At 35.6% G+C, this 12,262-nt stretch carries 12 protein-coding genes; 4 read left to right on the forward strand and 8 right to left on the reverse strand.

Annotation, left to right across the window (positions count from 1 at the left end; all coding sequences use genetic code 11):
- Window positions 1-14: 14 nt before the first annotated feature.
- Both OPR43_RS08415 and OPR43_RS04760 read left to right on the forward strand, forming a co-directional pair.
- Window positions 15-146: a hypothetical protein gene (locus tag OPR43_RS08415; protein WP_259348783.1), complete on the forward strand. Its 132-nt coding sequence runs from the start codon at window positions 15-17 to the stop codon at window positions 144-146.
- Window positions 147-161: 15 nt separating this feature from the next.
- Window positions 162-341: a hypothetical protein gene (locus tag OPR43_RS04760; RefSeq protein WP_259348784.1), complete on the forward strand. Its 180-nt coding sequence runs from the start codon at window positions 162-164 to the stop codon at window positions 339-341.
- Window positions 342-374: 33 nt separating this feature from the next.
- Here the strand turns inward: OPR43_RS04760 and OPR43_RS04765 are convergent, their stop codons facing one another.
- From OPR43_RS04765 to OPR43_RS04785, 5 genes are all read right to left on the reverse strand, one after another.
- Entirely contained in the window at window positions 375-773 is a 399-nt protein-coding gene (locus OPR43_RS04765) for an EVE domain-containing protein (RefSeq protein WP_265034389.1), read from the reverse strand.
- Window positions 773-1,969, reverse strand: a complete 1,197-nt coding sequence (ftsZ, locus tag OPR43_RS04770) for a cell division protein FtsZ (RefSeq protein WP_265034390.1) — start codon at window positions 1,967-1,969, stop codon at window positions 773-775. Before ftsZ ends, OPR43_RS04765 begins: the two co-directional genes overlap by 1 nt.
- A 246-nt stretch (window positions 1,970-2,215) precedes the next feature.
- Window positions 2,216-2,779 (reverse strand): hypothetical protein, encoded by a 564-nt coding sequence (locus OPR43_RS04775; RefSeq protein WP_265034391.1) that lies wholly within the window; start codon window positions 2,777-2,779, stop codon window positions 2,216-2,218.
- Between the two features lie 84 nt (window positions 2,780-2,863).
- Window positions 2,864-4,327, reverse strand: coding sequence for a YifB family Mg chelatase-like AAA ATPase (locus OPR43_RS04780; RefSeq protein ID WP_265034392.1), 1,464 nt, complete (start codon window positions 4,325-4,327; stop codon window positions 2,864-2,866).
- Window positions 4,257-5,888: a recombinase family protein gene (locus OPR43_RS04785; protein ID WP_265034393.1), complete on the reverse strand. Its 1,632-nt coding sequence runs from the start codon at window positions 5,886-5,888 to the stop codon at window positions 4,257-4,259. The genes OPR43_RS04780 and OPR43_RS04785 overlap by 71 nt, the downstream gene beginning before the upstream one ends.
- A gap of 318 nt (window positions 5,889-6,206) precedes the next feature.
- Between OPR43_RS04785 and OPR43_RS04790 the strand changes: the two genes are divergently transcribed.
- Both OPR43_RS04790 and OPR43_RS04795 read left to right on the forward strand, forming a co-directional pair.
- On the forward strand, window positions 6,207-7,403 hold the full coding sequence (locus OPR43_RS04790) for a hypothetical protein (protein ID WP_226079480.1): 1,197 nt from the start codon (window positions 6,207-6,209) through the stop codon (window positions 7,401-7,403).
- On the forward strand, window positions 7,369-8,478 hold the full coding sequence (locus tag OPR43_RS04795) for a hypothetical protein (RefSeq protein WP_264377340.1): 1,110 nt from the start codon (window positions 7,369-7,371) through the stop codon (window positions 8,476-8,478). Before OPR43_RS04790 ends, OPR43_RS04795 begins: the two co-directional genes overlap by 35 nt.
- Before the next feature lie 12 nt (window positions 8,479-8,490).
- On the opposite strand, the gene OPR43_RS04800 is transcribed toward OPR43_RS04795, so the two are convergent.
- The 3 genes from OPR43_RS04800 to OPR43_RS04810 are packed head-to-tail and all read right to left on the reverse strand — an operon-like array spanning window position 8,491 to window position 12,246.
- On the reverse strand, window positions 8,491-10,512 hold the full coding sequence (locus OPR43_RS04800; RefSeq protein ID WP_264377341.1) for an AAA family ATPase: 2,022 nt from the start codon (window positions 10,510-10,512) through the stop codon (window positions 8,491-8,493).
- 22 nt (window positions 10,513-10,534) lie between these two features.
- On the reverse strand, window positions 10,535-11,761 hold the full coding sequence (locus tag OPR43_RS04805) for an AAA family ATPase (RefSeq protein WP_264377342.1): 1,227 nt from the start codon (window positions 11,759-11,761) through the stop codon (window positions 10,535-10,537).
- The gene (locus OPR43_RS04810; protein WP_015587751.1) at window positions 11,758-12,246 is read right to left on the reverse strand and encodes a hypothetical protein; all 489 of its coding nucleotides are present in this window, start codon (window positions 12,244-12,246) and stop codon (window positions 11,758-11,760) included. Before OPR43_RS04810 ends, OPR43_RS04805 begins: the two co-directional genes overlap by 4 nt.
- Window positions 12,247-12,262: the final 16 nt, after the last annotated feature.

A 12,262-nucleotide genomic window follows, 5' to 3' on the forward strand; every position in this document is an offset into this window, starting at 1 on the left:
TCAGTAAGGGTGTCATGCAAATAGCTGACACTGGAATCCAAAAAAGAAGAGTTATAGACCCTTGTGTCATGTACACAACTGTACGAATATTGTACACTAGAAGGATGTCATCCCAGTGCCTAGACACTGGGATCCAGGAATTTTGATTAGACATCAAGTTAGTGAATATAAAAGTAGCTAATCTTATATTAAAACACAACGGCTTTAATGTGGTTGCATTAAGGCTGGATTCCAGTGTCAAGCACTGGAATGACACCTTTGTGTTTGATGCAAAATCGGCTATAACGTTTAATGCACTGCCTTCGAGACAAATATTCATACAGCTGTGCGTTGCGTGCTGAGATGACATCATTTAGGAACTGAAATGACAGGTATTACACATCACTCATGCTTATTATTTCATTCCATTCAATTTCCGAAACTGGGGTAATTGATAAACGTGGTTGTTTTAATATAGCCATATTTTTCAAAAGTGGGTTTTGTTTTATATTATTTAACGTTACTTGGTTATTTAAAGGGTTCAAAAACTTTACATTCACTAATCCGAACTTGTGATCATTAACATGATAATACTCTTTAAATACTTCAACGATTCCAAGTATTGCTTTCTCTTTACCTGTATGATAAAAAAACGCAAGATCGCTTACTTTCATAATTTTCATGTAATTTTGAGCTTGATAATTGCGCACGCCATCCCACTCAACTACCTGCTCCTTTTCCATTTTTTGCCATGAGTATTCACTTGGCTCTGACTTGAGTAGCCAAAGTTGCATTATTTTTTTCTTCTTAAATAAGCCGGTATATCATAAACATTGCTGCCCCACTTAGCTCCTTCGCTTACCTGTTCAGTTGGTTTTGTTTCCAGTGTTTTGTCTTGCGTACTTTCACTGTGACTATAGGGCCACTTAAATTTCTCTTTCTCTGAGTCTTCGCTCTGACTTATAGGTGAAGTTTCTGATTTATTATTGCGACCATCAATGCCAGTTGCAAGAACAGAAACTCTAACTCTTCCCTCCATCGCTTGATCAAAAGTAGCACCAAATATTATATTTGCATTTTCATCTACTTCTTCACGCACTCTATTGGCTGCAGCATCAACTTCAAACAGAGTCATATCTCCGCCACCAGTAATGTTAATTAATATTCCTTGCGCACCTTTCATTGATACATTATCAAGTAATGGATTGGATATTGCAGCTTCCGCAGCACTAATTGCTCTATCTTCTCCTTCTGCCTCTCCGGTGCCGATCATCGCTTTACCCATCTCGCTCATTATTGTTTCTATATCAGCGAAGTCAAGATTAATAAGCCCTGGCATGACCATCAAGTCAGTTACTCCTCTGATGCCAATGTGCAGAACATTATCAGCAAGTTTAAATGCATCAGAAAATGTAGTTTTTTCATTTGCAATTCTAAATAAATTCTGATTTGGAATGACAATAAGTGTATCCACGTATTTTTGCAATTCTTCAAGTCCAAACTCTGCAGTGCGCATACGGCGCACACCTTCAAAACCGAACGGTTTAGTTACAACTCCAACAGTCAATATCTTTTTTTCTTTTGGCGCTCTATCCTTAACTGCGGCTCTTGCTTCTCTGGCTGCTTTTGCAATTACCGGTGCTGCACCGGTTCCAGTACCACCGCCCATTCCTGCTGTGATGAAAAGCATATGACTATCTTTTATATGCTCCATAATCTCATCAATTGATTCTTCTGCTGCACCTTTGCCAACATCAGGCAAAGCACCAGCACCAAGACCCTTGGTTAAGTTAATACCCAGTTGAATTTTTTTATCACACAAAGACTTTTCTAGTGCTTGAGCATCGGTATTTGCGACAACAAAATTCACTCCTTGCAAATTGGATTGGATCATGTTATTCACAGCATTTCCACCAGCACCACCCACTCCCACAACGGTAATCCTTGGGTGTAATATAGGTAACTCCGGTAGACTAAGATCAATAGACATTTAAATTACTCAAATTTAGCGAATTCACTTGATAATAAGTTACCGCTTTTTTAATAATAAGCAAATACTTTTCACTCCTATAGACATAAAATAGTAAATATGGTTTACTTATTCTTAATAACATTTTAAATAACAAATAATAACTTTGTATTTTTAGAAGGTATCATTCTATCGATACAAAAAAATAGAAAATGTTATAAAAAGGGATAGAAACCTATCCCTTTTTATTCTGCTTAAGCTACTTTATTATGCTTTTGCTGGTGCTGGTGCTGGAACTACTCCAATTGCTACTCCAATTTCAGTCAAGAGCGTTGATGCATCACCATCCTTTACTTTAACCTTATCACCATCCATTGCAGGCTTATCACCATCTTTATCTTTTTCACACTTATTGAATACTTCTTTCACTGCATCAATTTGACTTGCCTTACTACTGTTCAGACATGCATACACAGGTGCAGCTATTAAAGCTGCCACCGCAGCAACAACTATCAAACTAGCAACTAATGGATGAGCAACTAAAAATGCAGATACTGCAGTAATAGCAGGACTAACGAGTGTTGCAGCTTTTGTTCCAACTGTACCAACGAAAGCCGCATAAGCTGGGCTCAAAAAATAAGCAGCTGTAAGCGAAATTGCTGCTGCAATTGCTACAAAAGTCGCGGCCGTTTTGTATGGATGGTGACATACGTATTGCCAATTTACGCTAGCAACTCCCTTGGTTGTATTCAAAAACCCTTTCTCAGACTTATTATATCCTGTTTTATTAGCTCCAATGAAAGAATCTTCTGCTGTAATATTTATTGTCATAACTCTACTCCTTAAATAGAATGTTAAAATTTCATTAAGGGCAGTATATAATGAAACAAATTGTCTGTCAAGTAAACTAATTTTTTAATATACCCTTATTCTGTAATTCAACGCTTCAGCAATGTGTGCTCTTTTTACTTTTTCAGTTTTTGCAAGATCTGCAATGGTTCTTGCAACTTTTAATACGCGTGTGTAGCCTCGATTGGAAATGTAATTTTCTTTCAGTACGTATTTTAGCAATTCTAACCCTGCCTGATCTGGTTCAGTAAATTTATTAAATGCTTCACCGCTTACTTCTGCGTTACAACGAACATTCAATTTACTATAACGCTCAGTTTGAATTTTTCTCGCTGCTATCACTCTTTCTCTCATGATCTTAGTACTTTCTCCCTCCACAGAGATTTCAGGAGAGAGTATGCTAACGTTTGGCATTTCAATGCATATGTCTATTCTATCAAGCAATGGTCCTGATATTTTGTTTTTGTAATCTGTGCCACACTTTGGAGCTTTGTTGCACGATCTACTTGCATCACCTAAATAACCGCACCTGCAAGGGTTCATTGCAGCAATCAGTTGAAAATTTGCAGGGTAGGTTATGTGAGCATTTGCCCTTGCAACGGTAACTTTTCTATCTTCAAGTGGTTGGCGCAGAGAATCAAGCACAAGTCTTGGAAATTCTGGCAACTCATCAAGGAATAACACGCCATTATGAGCCATGGTAATTTCTCCAGGTTTTGCATTCTTTCCTCCTCCTATCATTGCTGGCATAGAGCATGAATGATGAGGTTCACGAAAGGGACGCGCTACTTTGAATATTTCATTACCAGTTTTTGTTATGCTGGAAATAATATTAACATCAATCATCTCCTGTTCGGTCAAATCAGGCAGCAATCCTATAAAGCGCTTAGCAAGCATTGACTTTCCAGTACCAGGAGGGCCAACAAGAAGCATATTATGTCCACCTGCTGCTGCAATTTCAGCTGCTCTTTTTGCAACAACTTGGCCTTTGATATCCTTCATATCGGGAATCAATCTTTTTTCTTTGGGTGCATCACTATAATTAAAAATTACTGGCTGAATTAATTGTTTACCCTTAAAGTGTCTGATAATATCAGTTAATTTCTCTATAGCTAGAATTGAAACATTCTTTACCCATAAAGCCTCTACTCCATTTCCCCTTGGGCAAATTACTCCTTTATTTGTCTGTTTTGCATTGATTGCTGTTGGCAGCACACCTGAAACTGGAATAACTCTGCCATCAAGGGCAAGCTCACCCATAATGATATAAGACTGAACTTTTTCAACTGGTATCACATTCATTACAACAAGTAGTCCAATAGCAATAGCCAAGTCATAATGACTGCCTTCTTTCAGCAAATCCGCAGGGGAGAGATTAACTGTAATTCTTTTTGGAGGTAGTAGTAGATTGATTGAATTTAACGCTGCTCTGATGCGCTCTTTGGATTCTGCAACAGTTTTATCCGGTAATCCAACAATATTGACTGCCAGTACAACATTGCATAATTCTATTATGGCTATTTTGATCAAAATTTGCAAGACTTTTTATGCGAAATACTATATACAAGTGATTGTGATTGATTTCAATTTGATGAATTAACATTCTAATAATATTTTGCTTAGTCTGCCAATCCACTTGATCAAGCTTTGATTCAACACTTGAGGAAAAGTTTTTCAAGCTATCTGTAACAAGGCTCAATTCTTGTTGTAGTTTTTTTTGATCAAGCGTTCTTTCTTTCTCTTCTTCAATTTCTTTCAAATGCTGTTTCATTGTTGTGATTCTTGGTTCAAATTCTTCTTGGCTTATAAACCCTTTAGCATAGCTATCAATAAATTTTTTGATACTTAATCTTAACTTACTTTCTTGCTTTTCACGTGTTTGATTATGTAAAGGTTTTTTGTTCTCTGATAATCTACGTTGATATTCATTTGCAATCCTATCTGGCTCTTTCAAGATACTCTTGACTTCTTCCCATATAACTCCATCTAATATATCAGTGCGTATTGATTTATTATCGCAGATTTTATTGCCATTGAATTTGCTAGAGTTTGTACCAGAGCAACGATAGTAATAATATGTCGACTTTTTATGAACGTGGTTTGTACCACAATAAGTATATTGACAACGTTGACATACCATTAAACCTTGCAATAAATATGTTTCTCTTCTTTGTCGTACTCTTGCTCTTTGCCTATTTTCAGTTAGTTGTGCCTGCACTGAATCAAATAAATGCTCATTGATTATTTTTGGTACTGGAATATAAGTCCAATTCTCTTTATCACTATTAAAGCGACCACTTTTAAGTTTACCACAAGTTCCTTTTTTTGATTTTTTTACTTGTGGTTTTGAGCATGTCCTAGTTTTACCATAAGCTGCTTGTCCTATATAAGCAGGATTTTTTAACATGTTCCAAATAGTGCTCCTTTTCCAATACCTTTTTCCTGTTCGTGTTATTACCGGTATCTTATTCAGTTCATGTACAACTTCTCCTATACTTGCTCTTTCTTGGCCAACCCGACTAAATATTTTACGCACTATATTTGCCTCTTCTTCATCAACCTCAAATTGAGCACTTCCTTCACCTACATGTTTTGCTATGTAGCGATAACCGTAAGGCGCCCTACCCATCACACTTATACACCCAGCTTTGGCCGCATGAAGTTTACCTCTACGGTTTCGTTCCATAATCTTTGCACGTTCATACTCTGCTATTGCTCCCTGAATCTGTAGAAATAAATGGGAATCCGGATTATCATCAAACTTATGATTCAAAAATACTATTTCAGATCCAGCCTTTTTAAACTCTTCGAGTAAGATCATTTGATATGAAAATTTACGTGATAGCCGATCAGGTGAATGAATATATATCTTATCAATCTTACCTTCTGCTACTCTATCACGTAAATTTTCTAAGCCAGGACGTTCTAAATTTGATCCACTATAACCATTATCGACAAACTTATGCTCATCTAATAACTCATGTCCATCGCTACTAATGCGACGCTCCAATTCTACAATCTGACTCTCTATCGTATTCTCCTGTGCTTGTTGTCTTGATGAAACTCTTGCATATAAGCTTACTGTTGTCATTTTCTTTCACCTCCTTTATTTTACATTTCAATAATTGTTCATAAGCATCTGCTAGATATGTATCTGCCAATCGATTAGGCTTATAACCCCAATAAATAGCCAACTCTCCTTTTTGCATGTTTTTCTTCCTGTGAATTTTTTTATAGGTTAGGAGACTTCTATTAAACTAAACCAATGCACACCTTATGTCTCGTTTAAGAAAGCTATCTAGTTCACACAAATTCTCCCTAATAAATATACAAGATTTGAAGAAATTATGTCCAAAAAATCTTTGCCTAAATCATCATATTATGTATAACATGGCTTATTTAATATGTTATGGAGATTTATCCAAGTCATAAATTCTGGGAGAGCGACTTAGAAGTTCCTGTTAACCTTTTATTAGATCGTTTTCAGGATTCTAATATACGTCAGTCTTGGTTAGATTCCCTTTCTGGTAAACAACTGAGCATTATTTTTCAGCATTGCTTTAAAAATCATTTAAATGGACAACTTTTTCAAGACGGAGACTACGATGATAGATCCACTCAACAAAAACGTAAGATACTTGCCAGTTACTCTGACTCTCTTTTTAACTATTATCTCATTAGCTACTTTGATCGTACGAAACTTGAAGCTACAGTCAGTGAAGTAGCAAGATTTGCCCTCACTCAAGAGTTAATGAGATCGTACCTGATAAAAAATAATACTAAGTATGATAAAAGATCCTTGTTATTTTTACTGTTTCACATAAATTGTGAACTTCTAAAATCTGTCTATCACTTTGATAAAGTACAAAAGAGAGGTTTCGTATCATTTGCTCTACAGAAATCACCAAGACAAATAAACACTTCATTCAAGGAATTTATGTCACAAGAAGCTGTAGAGCAGATACTGAAGTTTGAAAACCAATTGCAGGGTTTTTTCCATCATCAAGATCGGATATATATGTTTGTACGTCGAGGAAGTGACATGGATTTACTGCTTAATTCAAACAAAGTTGTTCATGGCCATAAACCTGAGTGGATGATTTTAGATTTTTCGATTGATGGTACAAAGGTTAATCTCTGTGCTAAAAATACCAATAAAGCTGTGGAAATAGCAAATAGTATTGTAAGTGGTTATTTTAACTGCGAATGTACTTTTGTAAATATACAGGATAAGAACTTTCTACTACAAGTGCATAAATTCCTTCAAGCATGTATAGAGGGTTCTGACCCTAATATTTGTATATTTGAGTTAAATTTTAAGTCAGATTATTTTAAAAATAGTAATACATATCTTACTTTAAGTGTAAAGCCGTACGATCCTATTGCACCAGAGTTACATATTTTAAAGCCGTCTATTGGCAACATACTACAATCTATTCAATCAGCTAAAGTAATGTTCCAAAACAAAAAGGTAACATTTTCTTTCAAATCAAGTGGGGAAATTTATTATTCAGAGCATCCGCTCAATAAAAAAGAAAGAGAGGACCTGAAGAAACATATGGAACAATCTTATGGTCTTAAAATCCTTTCACGAGCAAATTGCTGATCTTTTAAGTTCAAATAGTTCTTGGGTTAATCCAAGTCAAAATCACATTAAAGCAGCAAGATACTTATTTGATCTTGGATTGATAAAAATGCAAGAAAGGTACTATATTGTTTGCTCTCGTGAAGAAGATCATCTTGATTGGCCAAATGTAATTGATCCAAGTTGTAGCAATGAGATTTTTATCGATCCAGACTTTGATGAAGCATGTGATGACGCTATTTGTGAAAACTGTTCTCGTCATATTTTGCCTAATACTTATAAAAAACAGAGATTTCATCTCTTATCCATATACTTAAATATAGAGAAAATCATAGACTGGTTTGAAACAAAGTTGAATGATTCAAGACTTATGTGGGAAAAAGTGGAAAAAGGAGTTTATTATATTTGTAATCAAGGTCGTATTGTAAATCTAATAATCCTTGATTTTTGTACTGATGCGATATTTTTAACTATAGATAAACTTAGAGTCCATCCGACAGTTCTCATCACTCTAAAAAAAGATATACCAAATCTATTGCTGAATCTATATGTAGTGCCAATGGTGAAACTGTTTTGTCAGCTTAAGACTGTAACTGAGATATTCCAAGAGGCAGATAAAAGAGGAGTACCAGAGGTGGTAGAAAATACTTCTTTGCAAGTTTTACCAGCTTCATATATTTCGCTTAAACGTGTTGAACCAATTATACCAACAAAACTTTTGGAGTTACAAGTAGTTAAAGGTATGGTATATGTTAATAGTATTGAAGTTATAAATAAAAAAGCTGCATCATGCCTTAATATTTTTCGAATATTGTTCAAGCAATTTTTACATGACTGTGAGAAAGAATTACCACCTGAAAAACATACACTTCTCAATATTAATCAGTTAGAAAAACTCTTGGGACTTAGTTTAGAAGCAGATTTAGAACATCAAATCAGAAAACCATTAAACAAGATGCAAAAAACGATCAAAGCTACATTGGCTGAGAAATTAGGATTAAGTATTGAACGTGATGATGTAATACAAACCCTTGGTTGGCAAAGATCATCACATGGTTATCGTATTAACCCTTTTACTTTGACTATAAAAAAATAGAGTTTTTTGTTATCAAAAATAGTTTTTTTCAGCTCCATGAATAAATTTTCCCACTCCACGTGCAAATGGTCCTGTTTTAATATCGAGCCATTTATCCTCTTTTGAACCATTAGCCATTCCTTTAACTATTTGCTTTGCCTGTAAAAGCTCTTGCACTATACGCTCTAATCTATCTCTTCCCATACTATGAAAAACTTCAGGCAGTCTATGTCGTTGTTTATGTATTCCTGCACTTCCTGTGTGAGTAAATGGATGTCCTGAAATAGCAGCTCGCGCAATTGAATCAATAAGATATATTTTAAGATCTTTATCGCTAATATTTTGAGCTTTTAATTGTTCAGTGATGTCTTCCAATAGCCCTGTTTCTTCATTTCTTAGGTAAGTGCGTATGGTACGATCAGCCAGGCCATTTGCTTTAACAACAGCTCCATAAAATAGTGCATTTTGTCTTGGGATTTTTCTAATTGACCTAAAAATCATTGGTTTAGTCATATCTTCAACAGGCCAAAAAGCAAAAGAACACCTGACTCCATTTACGAGAGCAGAAGTGCCTCGAATAGCATCTCGTGCTTGCTCTACTGTTGATATAGGCTTTTCTCCCTTCAGCTTTCTCATATGATGTGCAGTAATTATTGAAGCTCCAGTGCTACATGCTAAATCAGATAATAAACACATGAGATAATCCCCTACTGCTGGATCAGCATTTAAATCTGCATGAATGAAAGAAGCAAGGGGATCAAATATAATGAGCTTTAAATCCTTTATCCTGCTCAGCTGCTTCATTACCGACTCAAATTCTGGAGAGATTTCTACAACTTTACCGCGAACGTTCTTAAGTATGGTAAGAGATCCTCCGATGTTTGGTAATGGTACAATAAATAGCCTACCTTTATATTTCAATCTCTCGCATTTTGGATCAAGTCGTTCTAAGCGACGATGTATTTCATTTGTATCATCCTCCGCAGAAAATACCACCACAGATCCATGTTCAGTAACAAGTGGACCAAATCCGCATACCTGATCTATGCTACCTGCAACCTTGAGGGCTAGGTCAAGAAGTAGCATACCTTTGCCTGTATCTCCCATTGCAGCCAAAATGGAGGTTACACCCAAAGGAAATAATCCTTCAACCAAGAATCTTTGCTTTGGTACTGGGCCTACAAAACGCTCTACGCTCCAGCTAAAAATATCAAGTGGTGGTTTAATAATTATTTTTCTTGAGTTTTTTTCGATAAATTCTTCAATATTTATTCCCTCTAACACACAATCAGCAGCATCCCAACTCTTTGGTTTATTCGGTGGAATCTTAAGCGTAGCAAGTGATGCAACACCAAGTTCTAAAAGTCTCTTTTCAGCGTTTTTGGTATATTTATTACCTGCTTCATCGTTGTCTGGCCAAATAATAATATGCTTGCCCTTAAGCGGAGTCCAATCTGTTTTATCAATAGGCGCATTTGCTCCAAACATTGCTGTTGTTGCAGTTATTCCTTTCTCTATAAGTGCTTCTGCGCATTTTTCTCCTTCAACCAGAACAACCTTATCAGATTTTAAAATACCTGGAATGTTGTAGAGTGGCCTTATTTCTGGCTCTTTGAATCTTTGTTTTTTAACATCAAATGGTTTAAACTGTTTTTTCTCTAAAGGAGGATCATAACGGTAGACTATTACAATCAATTGGTTATTTTCATCGTAGTAGTTCCAACTACAAGTTAAGTATTGTTCTAAATTTCTCTGTTCTTTGAAGTTGGTTTTTCCAAGCCATTCACTTATTGAGAGCATTACTTCAGGAAACTCTATTCTCGCATTCTTCCCGTGTACCGTTGCCCAAAGATCAATAATGTCACCACCTTCTCCAGTTGCAAAATCTTTCCATAATCCGGCTCTTTCGCCTGTTAACTCTATTACAGTACTTTTGCCCTTGTTACCCTGTACATCACCTACATAAAACTTATCACCACGAAATGTCCCTCTTGGTAAAAGATGAAAAAGACAAGATCTGATGTTTTGCAAAAGCTGAGTTTTTAGCTCTAGCATAGTGTCGGTTTTTGTGGATAAATTAAGCCGTAGCTATAACTTTAGAGTTCTGCCAACGCCCATTTACTCTGCTAATGAATTTTGCTGGTATTGATTTACCGTTTCTTAGCTCATATACTACTTGCAAGACATTTGTACGTTTATTTGGTTGAAACATTACCATACCAGATGTATAAAAACTTCTTAAAGCATTAGCACCAATTAAAGCTTGAAAAGGACTTTTTGCGAGTGTAGCTGTGGATACTTTTCTGGTATGACGTGTAATAATGATTCCAGCCATAGGATTAATTACAGAACGTAGTTTTTCTACTCTGCTTTGCAGGCCAGAAAACATATTTTCATAGTCAAGAGAATCCAAAACGATAAGATCTATCGTTTTAAATTTTTCTCCTATTATATCTTTTATTCTCTCTATACCTTCATCATTTAAAGTTAATCTCATCTTTGTAGTAACAATCAAGTTTTCCTCTGCTAGATTTGGCAGCCTTTGATTAGTTATGATTTGTTGTATGCGTTCCCTGATATAATTGTACTCCATCTCATTTTGCAGATAGATTATTTTTAGTGGCCTTGCTGACTTCATCTTAAGAAACGACACTCCTGCTGCAAGATGTGCAAGCAAAGAGAGAAGAAAATAACTTTTGCCAACCTTTGGCGTACCACCAATGACTAAAAGACCACCTGGAGTGAGAATTCGTGGAGCTATTATATCTTCTGGTATTGGTGATTGATCACTTAAGTACTGCTTTACAGAAAATATTTTTTCTTCTCTTTTCCGCCCTTTTTTTTCTCCACTCTTTGATTTTTTATTGAGCCACTTTCTAGCAGAATATATATCACCCTTAATTAAAATCCAAAGATCAATAATATCACCACCAGTTCCTTCAGTAAAATTACGCCAATCACCAGCTTCCTTACCTACTATTTTAACTGTAATTGTATTTCCATTTAAGTCTCCAATATAAGTTTTTTCTCGGTAAAACTCACCATTTGGAAGTAGGTAAGAAACACACTCCTTGATATTATCAATCAATAACATCTTTAACTCTTTTTGCTTTTTAGACATAAAATTCCCATACATATTTTTCATACGTGTAAAGTTGAGATTAGCTAGCTCACAAACAGTTTCAAAAGATTTTGAATTCAGCCAATTAATTGCTTCTTCTCTTAGCTTTGGGTTTTTTCCTACTGCGTCCTGAATACCTCTAGTAACGACAGCAGACCAAAGCTTTTCCTCGTCGTACTTCAAAATGGTACTCTGTCAATTTCATAATTTTTGCGGTATTCTGGAGTAACTACCGAGGCAATTTTGTTCTTCTCTCCATATTCATCAGTTATAACACCTACCTTTACTGTAAACTCTAAGCCATTTAATTCTGCAACTGAATTTAACTTACGAGCAAGGATTGCATTTTCTGAGTTATCATGTGGATGAATGTCACGTGCCGATTCCAAGATACTGCGAAGCATAGAACGACCCATTTCTCCCCAAGTATCTTCTGCTTTACTACTTTTAATACCAATTATTTGATAAATTTTGTGCTTTGCGTATGGGCCTTCAATAACGGTAAATTCTGTATTTAAATAAATGCTACCGGTAGTGGGGCTTTTAGTAAACCAATGCTCATAACCTCCAGGCTTGATTGTCATTTTTACTTTTACTATTGTCCCTTTAGGTATCAATCTACTTTGCGGTTTTACAGTGTTAAAATCAGTTAATAGGTTTTGTAACATATATCACTCTCCATGT

The sequence above is a fragment of the Wolbachia endosymbiont (group A) of Apoderus coryli genome (assembly GCF_947251615.1).
Lineage (GTDB): Bacteria > Pseudomonadota > Alphaproteobacteria > Rickettsiales > Anaplasmataceae > Wolbachia.

Bases quoted from the DNA above. Each gene is read 5' to 3' on its own strand.
- OPR43_RS04765 (WP_265034389.1), bottom strand. From the start codon at position 773: ATGCAACTTTGGCTACTCAAGTCAGAGCCAAGTGAATACTCATGGCAA.
- ftsZ (WP_265034390.1), bottom strand. From the start codon at position 1,969: ATGTCTATTGATCTTAGTCTACCGGAGTTACCTATATTACACCCAAGG.
- OPR43_RS04775 (WP_265034391.1), bottom strand. From the start codon at position 2,779: ATGACAATAAATATTACAGCAGAAGATTCTTTCATTGGAGCTAATAAA.
- OPR43_RS04800 (WP_264377341.1), bottom strand. From the start codon at position 10,512: ATGCTAGAGCTAAAAACTCAGCTTTTGCAAAACATCAGATCTTGTCTT.
- OPR43_RS04785 (WP_265034393.1), bottom strand. From the start codon at position 5,888: ATGACAACAGTAAGCTTATATGCAAGAGTTTCATCAAGACAACAAGCA.
- OPR43_RS04790 (WP_226079480.1), top strand. From the start codon at position 6,207: ATGGAGATTTATCCAAGTCATAAATTCTGGGAGAGCGACTTAGAAGTT.
- OPR43_RS08415 (WP_259348783.1), top strand. From the start codon at position 15: ATGCAAATAGCTGACACTGGAATCCAAAAAAGAAGAGTTATAGACCCT.
- OPR43_RS04795 (WP_264377340.1), top strand. From the start codon at position 7,369: ATGGTCTTAAAATCCTTTCACGAGCAAATTGCTGATCTTTTAAGTTCA.
- OPR43_RS04810 (WP_015587751.1), bottom strand. From the start codon at position 12,246: ATGTTACAAAACCTATTAACTGATTTTAACACTGTAAAACCGCAAAGT.